13 protein-coding genes are annotated in these 15,264 nt (G+C 60.1%); 5 read left to right on the top strand and 8 right to left on the bottom strand.

Features of this window, described 5'->3' with window-relative positions; all coding sequences use genetic code 11:
- Positions 1-361: 361 nt before the first annotated feature.
- Both ACUXAC_RS21645 and mdtD read left to right on the top strand, forming a co-directional pair.
- A complete protein-coding gene (locus ACUXAC_RS21645) occupies positions 362-1,051 on the top strand; it encodes a FadR/GntR family transcriptional regulator (protein WP_033636503.1) in 690 nt (229 codons plus the stop codon).
- Positions 1,052-1,118: 67 nt separating this feature from the next.
- Positions 1,119-2,534 (top strand): multidrug transporter subunit MdtD, encoded by a 1,416-nt coding sequence (gene mdtD, locus ACUXAC_RS21650; RefSeq protein ID WP_060424392.1) that lies wholly within the window; start codon positions 1,119-1,121, stop codon positions 2,532-2,534.
- Here mdtD and rbsR read toward each other — a convergent pair.
- The 7 genes from rbsR to kup all read right to left on the bottom strand — a co-directional run bounded on the left by rbsR (position 2,531) and on the right by kup (position 10,384).
- The gene (gene rbsR, locus ACUXAC_RS21655; protein WP_016929629.1) at positions 2,531-3,532 is read right to left on the bottom strand and encodes a ribose operon transcriptional repressor RbsR; all 1,002 of its coding nucleotides are present in this window, start codon (positions 3,530-3,532) and stop codon (positions 2,531-2,533) included. The two genes, mdtD and rbsR, sit on opposite strands and share 4 nt — an antisense overlap.
- A gap of 4 nt (positions 3,533-3,536) precedes the next feature.
- On the bottom strand, positions 3,537-4,463 hold the full coding sequence (gene rbsK, locus ACUXAC_RS21660) for a ribokinase (protein WP_084827032.1): 927 nt from the start codon (positions 4,461-4,463) through the stop codon (positions 3,537-3,539).
- Between the two features lie 61 nt (positions 4,464-4,524).
- Complete coding sequence (gene rbsB / locus ACUXAC_RS21665; protein ID WP_025160300.1) at positions 4,525-5,412, bottom strand: ribose ABC transporter substrate-binding protein RbsB; 888 nt, start codon at positions 5,410-5,412, stop codon at positions 4,525-4,527.
- Positions 5,413-5,436: 24 nt separating this feature from the next.
- A complete protein-coding gene (gene rbsC / locus ACUXAC_RS21670) occupies positions 5,437-6,405 on the bottom strand; it encodes a ribose ABC transporter permease (RefSeq protein ID WP_019455467.1) in 969 nt (322 codons plus the stop codon).
- A 6-nt stretch (positions 6,406-6,411) separates the two neighbouring features.
- Entirely contained in the window at positions 6,412-7,917 is a 1,506-nt protein-coding gene (gene rbsA / locus ACUXAC_RS21675; protein WP_060441272.1) for a ribose ABC transporter ATP-binding protein RbsA, read from the bottom strand.
- Positions 7,918-7,924: 7 nt separating this feature from the next.
- Positions 7,925-8,344, bottom strand: coding sequence for a D-ribose pyranase (gene rbsD / locus ACUXAC_RS21680; RefSeq protein ID WP_060441271.1), 420 nt, complete (start codon positions 8,342-8,344; stop codon positions 7,925-7,927).
- Positions 8,345-8,515: 171 nt separating this feature from the next.
- Positions 8,516-10,384, bottom strand: coding sequence for a low affinity potassium transporter Kup (kup, locus tag ACUXAC_RS21685; protein WP_049200553.1), 1,869 nt, complete (start codon positions 10,382-10,384; stop codon positions 8,516-8,518).
- A gap of 283 nt (positions 10,385-10,667) precedes the next feature.
- On the opposite strand from kup, the gene ravA reads away from it, so the two are divergent.
- Complete coding sequence (gene ravA / locus ACUXAC_RS21690; protein WP_387443732.1) at positions 10,668-12,176, top strand: ATPase RavA; 1,509 nt, start codon at positions 10,668-10,670, stop codon at positions 12,174-12,176.
- A gap of 2 nt (positions 12,177-12,178) precedes the next feature.
- Entirely contained in the window at positions 12,179-13,642 is a 1,464-nt protein-coding gene (gene viaA / locus ACUXAC_RS21695; protein ID WP_049200559.1) for an ATPase RavA stimulator ViaA, read from the top strand.
- Between the two features lie 6 nt (positions 13,643-13,648).
- On the opposite strand, the gene asnA is transcribed toward viaA, so the two are convergent.
- Positions 13,649-14,641, bottom strand: coding sequence for an aspartate--ammonia ligase (asnA, locus tag ACUXAC_RS21700; protein ID WP_387443735.1), 993 nt, complete (start codon positions 14,639-14,641; stop codon positions 13,649-13,651).
- A 155-nt stretch (positions 14,642-14,796) separates the two neighbouring features.
- On the opposite strand from asnA, the gene asnC reads away from it, so the two are divergent.
- Complete coding sequence (gene asnC / locus ACUXAC_RS21705) at positions 14,797-15,258, top strand: transcriptional regulator AsnC (protein ID WP_004933786.1); 462 nt, start codon at positions 14,797-14,799, stop codon at positions 15,256-15,258.
- The last annotated feature ends 6 nt before the right edge of the window (positions 15,259-15,264 follow it).

Below are 15,264 nucleotides of genomic sequence, written 5' to 3' on the forward strand. Positions count from 1 at the left end.
TGTGGAGTGCCCACACAGATTGTCTGATAAATTGTTAAAGAGCAGTGAGTTAGGCGCTTTCGCTTGCTAACTCGAGGTGGCGTATATTACGCTTTTCACCAGGAGAGTCAAGCGTTTATTTCGCTTTTCTCTCGCTGACCCGGCGGCTTGTCAGTCGTTGTTCCCGGTCAGTGGAGGCGCATTATAGGGAGTTCTCGGCGGGCCGCAACCCCTAATTGCAAAAAACTTTTCAAGCGCGCTTTTTTTCAACAAAAGGGCGAAAAAGCGACGAATTTATGTCACTTTTTCCGGCAAACAGCCATAAAAGCTGGCGATCACTGGAGTAAAATAGAAATAACGATGTCAGTAAGGACCCGCAGCCATGCCGCTAAATGCACAACAACAGGCCGCCCAACGCAATCTTTCTTATCTGCTTGCAGAGAAACTCGGCCAACAAATTCTGGCGGGCGATTATCAGGCCGGCAGCATCCTGCCCGGTGAAATGGAACTGGGCGAGCAATTCGGCGTCAGCCGCACCGCAGTACGCGAAGCGGTAAAGATGTTAGCCGCCAAAGGCATGTTGTTGCCGCGCCCACGTATCGGCACCCGCGTGATGCCGCAAAGCCAATGGAATTTTCTCGATCAGGATTTACTGACCTGGTGGATGACGCGGGAAAACTTCGATCAGGTGATGCAACACTTCCTTATCTTGCGCACTTCGCTGGAGCCGCAGGCCTGCGCGTTGGCGGCAAACCACGCCAGCCCGCAGCAAACCAAGCTGCTGGCGGAGCTGATGGCGGAAATGCGCGCGCTGCATACCCAGTTTGATCGCGAGCGTTGGATCCAGGTCGATACCCAATTCCACCAGCTCATCTACGAGGCCAGCGGCAACCCGTTCCTGACCTCGTTCGCCAACCTGTTCAGTTCGGTGTACCAAAGCTACTTCCGCGCCATCACCGGCAATGAAGTGATCAAGCTGCGCCATCATCAGGCTATCGTCGATGCGATACTCGCCGGGGACAGCGCCGGCGCGCTCGTCGCCTGCCAGGTACTGCTGAAAGAGAAAGACTAGACACGCTCCCCGCTTATATATAGAAGAAAGAGACGAGGGACAGACGACCATTTAACCAGGACCGACCATGACCCAATCCGCGCGCAGTATGGCAGGACTACCGTGGATCGCCGCAATGGCGTTCTTTATGCAGGCGCTGGACGCCACCATCCTTAACACCGCGCTGCCGGCGATCGCCCAAAGCCTGGGGCGTTCACCGCTGGCGATGCAATCGGCCGTCATCAGCTACACGCTGACGGTGGCGATGCTGATCCCGGTCAGCGGCTGGCTGGCGGACCGCTTCGGCACCCGCCGCGTGTTCATCTTCGCCGTGACGTTATTCACCCTTGGCTCGCTGCTGTGCGCCCTGTCCCCTACGTTAAGCGTGCTGGTCGCCTCTCGCGTGCTGCAAGGCATCGGCGGCGCGATGATGATGCCGGTCGCGCGGTTGGCGCTGCTGCGCGCCTATCCGCGCAGCGAACTGCTGCCGGTGCTGAACTTCGTCACCATGCCCGGCCTGGTCGGGCCGATTCTCGGGCCGCTGCTGGGCGGCTGGCTGGTCACCTACGCCACCTGGCACTGGATTTTCCTGATCAATATCCCTATCGGCCTGCTCGGCATCGTCTATGCGCGCAAGTACATGCCGGACTTCACCACGCCCAAGCGCCGCTTCGATTTCCTTGGCTTCATGCTGTTCGGCCTGAGCCTGGTGCTGATCTCTACCGGACTGGAGCTGTTTGGCGAGCGGGTGCTGGCGAGCTACGTTTCGCTGGGCATTCTGCTCAGCGGCTTCGTGATGCTGTTCGGCTATATCGCGCACGCACGCCGCCATCCTCAGCCGCTGATCGGTCTCGACCTGTTCAAAACCCGCACCTTCTCGGTCGGTATCGCCGGCAACGTCGCCTCCAGGCTGGGAACCGGCTGCGTGCCGTTTTTAATGCCGCTCATGCTGCAGGTGGGATTCGGTTATACGGCGATCGTCGCCGGCTGCATGATGGCGCCGACCGCCATCGGTTCGCTGATGGCGAAATCCACCGTCACTCAGGTGCTGCGCTGGTTCGGCTACCGTAAAACGCTGGTCGGCATCACCGTTATCATCGGGGTGCTGATCGCCCAGTTCGCCCTGCAAAGCCCGGGCATGCCGCTGTGGCTGATGATCCTGCCGCTGTTCGTGCTGGGCATGGCGATGTCCACCCAGTTCACCGCCATGAACACCATCAGCCTGGCGGATTTGAACGACGCCAACGCCAGCGCCGGCAACAGCGTCCTGGCGGTCACCCAGCAGCTGTCCATCAGCTTCGGCGTGGCAATCAGCGCGGCGGTGCTGCGTTTTTACGAATCCCTGTCGTTAGGCACCATGATCGACCACTTCCATTACACCTTTATCACCATGGGGATCGTCACCGTGGCGTCGGCGCTGGTGTTTATGTTGCTGAGAAGGAAGGATGGCCGCAATTTGATCAGCGGCCAGGAAAGCAAGAAAGAAGCGAAGGCGGCCAGTTAACGGCGGCCCACCGAGGCGCGTTCCACCAGCTCGGGCGTCAGCACCAGCACCTGGGGCGCGCGCTCCGGGTTTTGCAGGCGATTGATCAGCGCATCGATCGCCAGTTCGCCCAGCGAATCCTTCGGCTGATGAATGGTGCTCAGCGGCGGCGCCAGATAACGCGCCAACTCAATGTCATCGTAGCCCATCACCGCCATATCCTGCGGCACGGAAAGCCCGGCCTGATATAGCGCCTGATAAACGCCCACCGCCACCGCGTCGTTACCGGCGAACACCGCATGCGGCGGCTCGTCCAGCGCCAGCAGTTGGCGCATGGCGTTCACGCCGCCCTCAAACTCAAAGTCGCAATGCACTTCATACCCTGGCGGAACCGGCAATCCGGCGCGCCGCATCGCGTTGCGATAGCCTTCCAGTCGGTGACGGGCGGTGGTTTTATCCTGCGGGCCGGCGATGCAGGCGATCTTGCGGTAGCCGCAGGCGATCAGATGATCGGTCGCCATCTCGCCGCCCAGCAGCGAGTTATCCTGAATAATGTCGTTGGCGCCCTCGAACGGCGCCCAGTCCATCATGACGATCGGCAGTGACGGGTAGCGGCTCAGGGCATCTTGCGATGGCCGGTGGTTTTCGGTGCACATCAGCAGCAAACCGTCGACGCGCTTTTGCAGCAGCGTCTCCATACTGCGGTTCATGCGCGCGGCGTCTTCTTCGGTGTTGCACAGGATCAGGCTGTAGCCGCGTTCATAGCAGCTGCGCTCCACGCCACGCACCACTTCGGCATAAAACGGGTTGTTACTGGCGGTCACCAGCATGCCGATGGTGCGCGTCTGATTGAGCTTCAGGCTGCGCGCCAGCGCGGAAGGCGCATAGTTCAGCTGTTCCACGGCCGCCATGACCTTGTCGCGCACGCTGTCGCTGACAAAGCGATTGTTGTTGACCACATGCGAAACGGTAGAGGTTGAAACGCCCGCCAGGCGGGCGACATCTTTCATGGTGGCCAAAGGATCACCCCTGCTGCTGCAAGAAGGCGTCGATCTCTTCACGCCACGGCACCGAAGGCTGCGCGCCAGGGCGGGTCACGGCGATCGCCGCCGCCGCATGGGCGAAACGCACCGCGTCGGCCATGATCTTGCCTTCCAACAGAGCTGTGACCAGCGCACCGTTAAAGGTATCGCCGGCGGCGATGGTATCCACCGCTTGCACCTTGAAGCCGGGCACCAGTTTGCCGTTGCCGTTTTCGCTCAGCCACACGCCGCGGCTGCCAAGGGTGATGATCACCGTCGCGATGCCCTTGTCGTGCAGCGCCTGCGCCGCGCGCGCCGCATCGGCGTCGTTGTCCACGGCGATGCCGGTCAGGCGCTGGGCTTCGGTTTCATTCGGAGTGATCATATCGATCATGCCCAGCAGCTCGTCCGGCAGCTCACGCGCCGGGGCCGGGTTGAGGATCACTTGCGTGTGATGCTGCTTCGCCAGGCGGGCGGCGGCGATCACCGTATCCAGCGGCGACTCCAACTGCATCAGCAAAGCGTCGGCATCGATCACTTTTTGTTGGTAGCGCGCCAGGTAATCCGGCGTCACCGCGGCGTTGGCGCCGGCATCGATGCCGATCACGTTCTCGCCTTCGGCGTTGACGAAGATCAGCGCCACGCCGGTGGTGCTGTCGGCGATGGCTTCAATCGGTTGGGTATCAATGCGATCGCTCGCCAGCTGCCGGCGGACACGTTCGCCGATGTCGTCAGCGCCCACGCAGGCGATAAAGGCGATCTCCGCCCCGCTGCGCCCGGCCGCCACCGCCTGATTCGCGCCCTTGCCGCCAAACGCCACCTTATACTGTTTCCCGATCACCGTTTCGCCCGGGTGGGGGAACTGTTCAATATTGAGGATATGGTCGGCATTGATGCTGCCAAGAACCACCAGCTTACCTGTTTCCATCGCATTGATTCCTGAATTGCGCGCCATCGTAAACGCCCCGTTCCGATGGCGCTGGTATGACTTACTGAGTGACCAGTTTCAAATCGACCGGGATGGTCGCCGGCACTTTTTCGCCTTTCAGCACTTTATCGGCGGTTTCCACACCGATCACGCCGATCTGATCGGGACGCTGCGCCACGGTCGCCGCCAGCTTGCCGCCTTCGACCGCTTTCACGCCGTCGGCGGTGCCGTCGAAGCCTACCACGATCACGTCGGTTTTACCGGCGGTTTGCAGCGCGCGCAGCGCACCCAGCGCCATTTCATCGTTCTGAGCGAACACCGCCTGCACATCCGGGTGCGCAGTCAGCAGGTTCTGCATCACGTTCAGGCCCTTGGTGCGATCAAAGTCGGCCGGCTGGCTGGCCAACAGTTTGAATTTATTCTGATCCAGCGACTGTTTGAAGCCTTCACCGCGTTCACGCGCGGCGGAAGTGCCAGCGATGCCTTCCAGCTGAATCACCTTGGCATCGGCACCCACTTTCTTGGCGATGAAGTCGCCGGCCATTTTGCCGCCCACGCGGTTATCCGAAGCGATGTGGCTCACCACGTCACCCTTGCTCGCCACGCGGTCCAGCGTAATGACCGGGATCTTAGCCTGGTTGGCCATCTTGATGGCGTTGCCTACCGCGTCGGAGTCGGTCGGGTTGATCAGCAGCAGCTTGGGCGCGCGCACCATCAGATCCTGCACGTTGGCCAGCTCTTTCGCCGGGTTGTTCTGGGAATCCAGCACCACCAGGTTGTAGCCCAGCTTGTTGGCCTCTTGCTGCGCACCGTCCTTCATCGAGACGAAGAACGGGTTGTTGAGGGTGGACACCACCAGCGCGATGGTGTCTTTGGCCATGGCATTGGCGCTCAGGGTGGCGCTCAGCGCGATGGCGGAAGCTAAGGTTGCCAGTTTTTTCATTTTCATCATCGTGATTCCTGTAGGGGGAGGTTACTTGTTGCTTTTGTTATCTACCAGAACCGCCAGCAGTATCACCACTGCCTTCACGATCATTTGGTAGTAGGAAGAAACACCCAGTAAATTCAGGCCGTTGTTCAGGAAGCCGAGGATCAGCGCCCCGATCAGCGTGCCGACGATGCGGCCCTTGCCGCCGGCCAGGCTGGTGCCGCCCAGCACCACGGCGGCGATGGCGTCCAGCTCATAGCCGGTGCCGGCGGTCGGCTGCGCCGACGACAGGCGCGCCACTTCGATCACCCCGGCCAGCGCCGCCAGCAGGCCGCACAGCGAGTAGACGATAATCTTCACTTTATCGACGCTGATGCCGGAGAGGCGGGTCGCCGCTTCGTTGCCGCCCAGGGCATAAATATAGCGGCCCAGGCGCGTATGATGCAGCATATACCAGGCGGCGATGAACACGATCGCCATGATCCAGATCGGCGTAGGCACGCCCAGCGGGCGGCCGATGCCGAACCAGCCGAAGGTGTCGGCCACGTCGGTGAAACCGGTGTTGACCGGGCTGCCATTGGTGTACACCATGGTGACGCCGCGCAGCAGCAGCATCATCACCAGCGTGGCGATAAAGGCCTGCACTTTGCCTTTGGCGACGATCACCCCGGTGCAGGCGCCAACCGCGGCGCCCAGCGCCAGTGCCGCCGCCACCGCCACCAGCGCGTTGACCTCAAAGCCGACGATCGACGCCGCCACCGCGCCGGTCAGCGCCAGCAGCGATCCTACCGACAGATCGATGCCGGAGGTGAGGATCACCAGCGTCATCCCCACCGCCATGATGGCGTTCACCGAGGTCTGCTGCAGAATATTGAACAGGTTGTTCAGGGTGAAGAAGTTCGGGCTCATGGAAGAGACCACGGCGATCAGCACCAGCAGCGCAATCAACGACTTCTGCTCTAACAGCCACTCTTTACTGAACCAGCGCTTAGCTGCGATAGTCTGGGAACTCATATCTGATTACTCCTGCTTTACGCCGTATTGCTTGCCGACGGCTGCCGCCATCAACGCTTCCTGGGTGGCCTGTTCAATCGGGAACTCGCCGCTGAGATGCCCTTCGTGCATCACCAGAATGCGATCGCTCATGCCCATCACCTCCGGCATTTCCGAAGACACCAGAATGATGCTCAGCCCTTCCTGCTTGAACTGGTTGATTAACTGATAGATCTCTTTTTTGGCGCCAACGTCGACGCCGCGCGTCGGCTCATCGAGGATCAGTACCTTCGGCCGGGTCATCAGGCCGCGGGCGATCGCCACTTTTTGCTGATTGCCGCCGGAAAGCAGACCGATCGGCTGCTCCATCGACGGCGTTTTGATATTGAACAGCCGGATGAAATCCCCCACCGCCTGCCGCTCGTCGGCCTGTTTCAGGCTGCCGTCGGCGCGGCTGAAATAGCGCAGCGCGGTCAGCGACATGTTTTCCTTCACCGACATGCCCAGCACCAGGCCGTCGCGTTTGCGGTCTTCCGAGATATAGACGATGCCGTTCGCCAACCCGTCCTGCGGCGAATGGGTGACCACGTCGCGACCGTCCAGGCTGACGGAGCCGGCCTTGCGCGGGGCGGCGCCGTACAGGATTTTCATCAATTCTGTGCGCCCGGCGCCCATCAGCCCGGCCACGCCGAGGATCTCGCCGCGGTACAGCGTAAAGCTGACGTCTTCAACGCCGGGGCCGGAAAGGTGGCTGACGTCCAGCCGTTTTTCCCCGCGCGGCAAATCCAGGCGCGGGTACTGCTCTTCCAGCTTGCGGCCGACCATCATCTCAATCAGCGAATCTTCCTGCAGCTCGCTCACCGGCCGCTCGGCGATAAACTGCCCGTCGCGGAATACGGTCACGTCGTCGCAGATTTCAAAAATCTCTTTCAGGCGGTGCGAGATATACACGATGCCGCGCCCTTCGGCCTTCAGCTCGTTGATCACCTTGAACAGCGAGGCAGTTTCGGTGTCGGTCAGCGCATCGGTCGGTTCATCCATGATGATCACTTTCGATTCGAAGCTCAGCACCTTGGCGATCTCCACCATCTGCTGATCGCCGATCGACAGCTCGCCCACCAGTCGGTGGCTGCTGTAGCGCAGATTGAGACGCGCCAACAAGCGATCGGCCTCGGCGTACATGCGCTTCCAGTCAATGCGGCCGAAACGGTTGACGAACTCGCGGCCGAGGAAGATGTTTTCCGCAATCGTCAGCTGCGGGATCAGGTTCAGCTCCTGATGGATAATGCCGATGCCCGCTTCCTGCGAATCCTTAGGCCCGTTGAACGCCACCTCTTTACCGAGAAAATACTGGCTGCCGGCGTCTTTCTGGTAGATGCCGGTCAGCACTTTCATCATGGTGGACTTCCCGGCGCCGTTTTCTCCCACCAGCGCCATCACCTTGCCGGGATAGACGCTGAGGGCAGCGCCGGAAAGCGCCTTCACGCCGGGAAAGGCTTTATCAATCCCTTTCAGTTGCAGTAAAGGTTGCATACGCGCCTCAGAAAGTTACGCCGGCGCACAGGATCACGTTCGCATAAGGCGAACACTCCCCGCTGCGGATCACCGCCCGGCTGTGCCCGGTTTGCGCTTTAAACGCCTGATGGCTGATATAGCGCACGCTGATGGTATTGCCCTGGCGTTGACCCAATGCGGTCAGTTCAGCCAACAGTGCCTCGTGGAGCGACGGATTCTGTTTCACGATCTCTTCCGCCAGGATGGCGCTTTCTACCTGCATCTCTTGCGTGACCGCCGCGAACACCTGCATGAAGGTCGGCACGCCCTGCGTCAGCGCCAGATCGATGCGCTGCGTTTCCGTCGGTATCGGCAGGCCCGCATCGCACAGGGTGAGCTGGTCGGTATGCCCCAGCCGGGCAATCACGGCAGACACGTCGGAATTCAGTAATACGCCTTTTTTCATCTTCTCACTCCGCTAGCGAAACGTTTCGCTCTCTGGGGGAGTTTAAAAAAACGGCAGGGGAAGGCAACCGGGACAATGCAGAAGTGTGATCGCTATCGAAACGTTTCGTTCACGCACGGACAAAGCACAAACAAAAGGGGCTCAGCCATGCTGAGCCCCTTATCAGGCGGGTTAAATCTCGACCTGCGTGCCGAGCTCGATCACCCGGTTCGGCGGGATCTCAAACTGATCCGGCGCGCGCAGCGCGTTGCGGCTCAGGGCGACGAACAGTTTACCGCGCAAATAGAGGTACCACGGCCGCTTGGTGAGGATCAGCGATTCATGGGACATGAAGAACGAGGTCTCCGACATGCGGCACGGCAACCCTTCCAGCCCGCAGCGGTGGAACACTTCCTCGACGTTCGGCGTTTCACGCCAGCCGTAGCTGGCCACCACCCGCCAGAAGGTCGGCGACAGCTGTTCGATGGTCACCCGGCGCACGTTGTGCACGTAAGGCGCATCTTCGGTGCGCAGCGTCAGCAGCACCACCCGCTCATGCAGCACCTTGTTGTGCTTCAGGTTGTGCAGCAGCGCAAAAGGAATGACGTTGGTGGCGCGCGACATGAACACCGCGGTACCCGGCACCCGCACCGGCGGCGATTTCTCCAGCGAGGCAATCATCGCCTCCAGCGAGTTGCCGTGTTCATGCAGGCGGCGCAGCAGGCGGAAACGCTCGCTCTTCCAGGTGGTCATAATGAGGAACATCACCAGCGCCAAGGTCAGCGGCAACCAGCCGCCGGAGAACAGCTTCAGGGCGTTGGCGGAGAACATCGGCACGTCGATGATCAGCAAGATGGTCACGATGCCGATCGCCAGGAAGCGATTCCAGTGCCAGTTGTTGATCGCCACCGAGGTGACCAGAATGCTGGTCAGCACCATGGTGCCGGTGACGGCAATGCCGTACGCCGCCGCCAGATTGCTGGAGTGTTCGAAGCCGATGATCACCAGCACCACCGAGATGTACAGCGTCCAGTTGATCACCGGAATATAGATCTGGCCGGATTCCATTTCCGAGGTGTGAATGATACGCATCGGCGACAGATAGCCCAGACGCACCGCCTGGCGAGTCAGCGAGAAGACGCCGGAAATCACCGCCTGCGAGGCGATAACCGTTGCCAGGGTCGCCAGAATCAGCAGCGGGATCAGCGCCCAGTCGGGTGCCAGCAGGAAGAACGGGTTTTTGATCGCCTCCGGGTTTTTCAGCAGCAGCGCGCCCTGGCCGAAGTAGTTGAGCACCAGCGATGGCAACACCACGGTGAACCAGGCCAGGCGAATCGGGAACTTGCCGAAGTGCCCCATATCGGCATACAGCGCCTCGACGCCGGTGATCGACAGCACCACCGCCCCCAGCGCGAAGAACGATACCTTCTTATATTCCATGAAGAAGTTGAGCGCCCATTTGGGGTTCAGCGCCTGCAGCACTTCCGGGTTCGAAATGATGCTGCGCGCGCCCAGCACCGCCAACACGATGAACCACAGCAGCATCACCGGAGCGAACAGCTTGCCAACGCTGCCGGTGCCGTGCTTTTGAATGGCGAACAGCAGCGTCAGTACCAGAATGGAGAGCGGCACGATATAGGCGTCAAGCGCAGGCGCGGCGATTTCCAGCCCCTCGATCGCCGACATCACCGAGATAGCCGGGGTGATCACCACCTCGCCATAGAAGAAGCTGCCGCCGATCAGGCCCAGTATCACCAGCACGGCGGTAGTGCGCGCCGAGGTGTTGCGCCCGGCCAGCGACATCAGCGTCAGGATACCGCCCTCGCCGGCGTTGTCCGCGCGCATCACGTAGGTGAGATATTTGAGGGAAACGATCACGATCAGCATCCAGAAAATCAGCGACAGGAAGCCGAAAACCACGTCTGGACGAACATCGAAGCCGTAATGGCCGGAGAAACACTCTCTCAGCGTATAGAGAGGGCTGGTTCCGATATCACCGTAGACCACGCCGATGGCCGCCAGGGTTACCGCCGATAAGGACTGCTTATGCTCTGCGCTCATAATTCGTTTCTTTATCAGAACATCCGTTAGCGATGCATCCGCATCAGGCAAAATACGGGCTCAAAGATCCGTCACGCCCACCAGAAAGCCGCACAGTATGCACCATTTATACGCCTTGCCTACCCTTATATCAGAGCCGAAAAATAAACAAAATGTGAACCGGATATCCGGCACAGCTTAGAAAAATATTACTAATCAATAAGCTATACCACTAAAAATAATGGTGGTTTATCATCGGATTATCGACCAAGATTGGCTAACTCTCGGACAATGCGACAATTATATGACGCCATCATCCCTTCTGGCAGAACGAATTTCCCGCCTCAGCAGCGCGCTGGAGAGCGGTCTTTATGAGCGGCAAGAAGCGATCCGCCTGTGCCTGCTCGCGGCGCTGAGCGGCGAAAGCGTATTCCTGCTCGGCCCGCCCGGCATCGCCAAGAGCCTGATCGCGCGCCGGCTGAAGTTTGCCTTCCGCAACGCCCGTTCCTTTGAATACCTGATGACGCGATTTTCCACGCCGGAAGAGGTCTTCGGCCCGCTCTCTATTCAGGCGCTGAAAGATGAAGGGCGCTATCAGCGCCTGACAACCGGCTACCTGCCCGAAGCAGAGATCGTGTTTCTGGACGAAATCTGGAAGGCCGGCCCGGCGATCCTCAACACCCTGCTGACGGCGATCAACGAACGGCGCTTTCGCAACGGCAACAGCGAAGAACCGATCCCGCTGCGCCTGCTGGTCACCGCCTCCAACGAACTGCCCGAAGCAGACAACAGCCTCGAAGCCCTGTATGACCGCATGCTGATCCGCCTGTGGCTGGACAAGGTGCAGGATAAACAGAATTTCCGCTCGCTGCTGGTCAACCGCCAGAACGAGAGCCAAAACCCGGTGCCGGCGGCGCTGAGCGTCAGCGACGAAGAGTTTCTGCAGTGGCAACCGCAGATCGACAAGGTGGCGCTGCCGGAAGCCTGCTTTGAACTGATTTTCCAGCTGCGCCAGCGGCTGGACGCGTTGGAACAGGCGCCGTACGTCTCCGACCGACGCTGGAAAAAGGCCCTGCGCCTGCTGCAGGCCTGCGCCTTCTTCAGCGGACGCGACGCCATCGCCCCGCTCGACCTGATGCTGCTGAAAGACTGCCTGTGGCACGATCTCACCTCGCTGAAGCTGCTGCAACAGCAGATCGATCAGCTGCTGACCGAATCGGCCTATCAGCAGCAGTCGATGTTGATCCAACTGCAACAAATCCACACCCGCTGGCTGCAGGATCAGCAACAACAAAGCGACCGGCAGGCCATCAGCCTGGTGAAAAAGGGCGGCATGTTCAGCCGCAAACAGCAATACGCGCCGGCCACGCCGTTCGCCGGCGGCACTCTCACTCTGCTGCTGCAAAAACCGCTGCAGCTGCATGACATTCAGGTCAACCATCTGAGCATCGAGAGCAGCGTGCTGGATAACTGGCTGCAAAAAGGCGGCGACGTGCGCGCCAAGCTGAACGGCATCGGCTTCGCGCAGCCGATCGATTTGGAGGTCGACGACCAACTGCACCTGACGGTGCTGGACGTCAGCCGCCAGCCTTCGCTGCTGGCGCTGCCGGGCAAACAGGCCACCGCCACGCCGCAGGCGCTGCTGGATGAAATGGACGCGTTGGCCCAGCGCCTGGCGGAGCAGCGCCGCGCCTTCAGCCAGCATCAGCCCTGTCTGTTCACCCCCGCCGCCGGCCTGGCCAAGATCGAAGCCAGTCTGCTGCAGGTGGCAGAGCAGGTTAAACAGCAACTGCAGCAAATGCGCGGCCAGTAACCATGCTCAGTCTGGAGACGCTCGATCTGCTGCTGGCGATCACCGAAGGCGAGATGATCGAGGAGATGATCGTCGGCATGCTGGCGGCGCCGCAGCTGTCGGTGTTCTTTAAAAAGTTTCCGGCCATTCGCCGGGCGCTGGATCGCGATCTGCCACGCTGGAAACTGCAGCTCAAGGAGCGTCTGCAGGAGGCCATGGTGCCGCCGGCGCTGGCGCAGGAATTTTACCGCTACCAACAGTGCCAACTGGAGAATAACACCCAGTTCTATCACAACCTCAACGACACGATGGAGCTGCTGCGCCAGCTGGTCTCGCCGTTTTATGAACAGGCGCGCGCGCTGGTGGACGCCGCCGATCTGCCCAATCATCCGCTGGACGACAGCTTCCAAACCCTATTCTTGCAGCGCTGGCGCATCAGCCTGACGCTGCAGGCCACCATGCTGCACCACCAGTTGCTGGAACAAGAGCGCGAGCAACTGATGGCGGAACTGCAGGAGCGCCTGGCGCTGAGCGGCGCGCTGGAGCCGCTGCTGTCGGAGAACGACACCGCCGCCGGCAGGCTGTGGGACATGAGCAAAGGCCAGCTGCAGCGCGGTGATTACCAACGGCTGGTGGAGTACGGCAACTTTTTGCAGCAGCAGCCAGAGCTGAAAAAGTTGGCGCAGCAGCTGGGCCGCAGCTATCAGGCCAAGGCAGTGCAGCAACAGGACGCGCAGCCCGAACCGTTCAGGGTCATGGTACAGGTGCCGGCCACGCTGCCGGAAGAAGTGAGCGGCATTCATCAAAGCGATGACATCCTGCGCCTGCTGCCGCCGGAGCTGGCGACGCTGGGGATTGAAGAGCTGGAGTTCGAGTTTTATCGCCGCCTGTTGGAAAAGCGGCTGCTGAGCTACCGCCTGCAGGGCGACGTTTGGCAGGAACAGATCCTGATCCGCCAGGTCACCCACCAGCAGCAGGATCAACAGCCGCGCGGGCCGTTTATCGTCTGCGTGGACACCTCAGGATCGATGGGCGGCTTCAACGAACAGTGCGCCAAGGCGTTCTGCCTGGCGCTGCTGCGCATTGCGCTGGCGGACAACCGCCGCTGCTACATCATGCTGTTCGCCAACCAGATCGTGCATTACGAACTCACCGCCGCCAGCGGCATCGAACAGGCGGTGCGCTTTCTCGGCCAGCAGTTTCGCGGCGGCACCGATCTGGCGGCCTGCCTGAACGCCACCGTCACCAAAATGGCGGAAAGCGGCTGGTTCGACGCCGATGCGGTGATCATTTCCGATTTTATCGCCCAGCGATTGCCGGAGGAGGTAATAAAGAAGGTAAAACAGCAGCAGCAAAGCCACCAGCAGCGTTTCCATGCGGTGGCGATGTCCGCCTACGGCAAACCCGGCATCATGCGCATCTTCGATCATATCTGGCGCTTTGATACCGGGCTGAAAAGCCGTTTGATGCGCCGCTGGCGGCGCTAGGCAGGATCAGAGCAGGCCTTCGACCGCCCCGCGCACTTCCGGCGACCACACGCCGCACTGCACCTGGCCGATATGCGACAGTTGCAACAGCAGCATCACCAAACGCGACTGGCCGATACCGCCGCCGATGGTCTGTGGCATATCGCCGCGCAACAACGACTGGTGCCACTCCAGCTTCATGCGCTCTTCGTCACCGGTCAGCGCCAGCTGATGTTTCAGCGCGGCGGCGTCGACGCGGATGCCCATAGAGGACAGCTCGAAAGCGTCCTGCAGCATCGGGTTCCACACCACGATGTCGCCGTTCAGGCCCGCCAGGCCATCCGCCGCCGGCGTGGTCCAGTCATCATAATCCGGCGCCCGCACATCGTGCGATTTGCCGTGCGACAGCTTGCCGCCGATGCCGATCAGGAATACCGCGCCCAGCTCTTTGGCGATCGCCCGCTCGCGCCCTTTGGCGTCCAGATCCGGGTAGCGCTGCAGCAGGGTTTCGCTGTGCACAAAGTGGATCTGTTCCGGCAGGAACGGAGTCAGACCATGCTCGCGGCTGACTTCCGCCTCCGTCGCCTTGATGGCGGCGTAAATGCTGCGCACGGTGCTTTTCAGGTAGTCCAGGCTGCGCTCACCATCGCCCATTACCCGCTCCCAATCCCACTGATCGACGTACACCGAGTGGATAGGCGTCAGGCGATCTTCATCCGGGCGCAGCGCCTTCATATGGGTGTACAGGCCTTCGCCAGCGCCGAAATCGTAACTACCCAGGGTTTTGCGTTTCCATTTCGCCAGTGAATGCACCACTTCGAAGGTGGCGTCCGGCAGGGTTTTGACCTTAACCTGCACCGCTTTCTCGCTGCCGGAGAGGTTATCCTGCGTGCCATCGCCCAAACGGCTGAGGATCGGGGCCTGCACTTCGATCAGACCGAGTTGTTGCTCCAGCTGGCGGGAGAAGAAGGATTTGACCTGGCTGATTTGTTGTTGTTTTTGGATAAACTGTTTTTTCATTGCCGTATCTCTTGTAAACCTGTCTCTGTTGCCATCGATTAAGCAACAAAATGATACGCCAATTCAATATCCACTAATCAATATTGCCTTTTCACTTTTAATCGTTCATTTTTACCCGGACAGAATTCAACAATCGTTAATTAATGGGGGATTAAATGGCGGAAATTTATCAGATCGATAATCTCGATCGCGGCATCCTCAACGCACTGATGGACAACGCGCGCACACCGTACGCCGAACTGGCGAAAAACTTCGCCGTCAGCCCCGGCACCATTCATGTGCGGGTAGAGAAGATGAAACAGGCCGGGATCATCACCGGCGCGCGCATCGACGTCAGCCCCAAACAGCTGGGCTATGACGTGTGCTGCTTTATCGGCATCATATTAAAGAGCGCCAAAGACTATCCTTCGGCGCTGAAGAAGCTGGAAAGCCTGGAAGAAGTGGTGGAAGCCTATTACACCACCGGCCACTACAGCGTCTTTATCAAGGTGATGTGTCGATCGATCGACGCGCTGCAACAGGTACTTATCAACAAGATCCAGACCATCGACGAGATCCAGTCTACCGAAACGCTGATCTCGCTGCAGAACCCCATTATGCGCACCATCGTGCCGTAACCCGCC

This window comes from Serratia sp. 121840015-1, assembly GCF_053627655.1.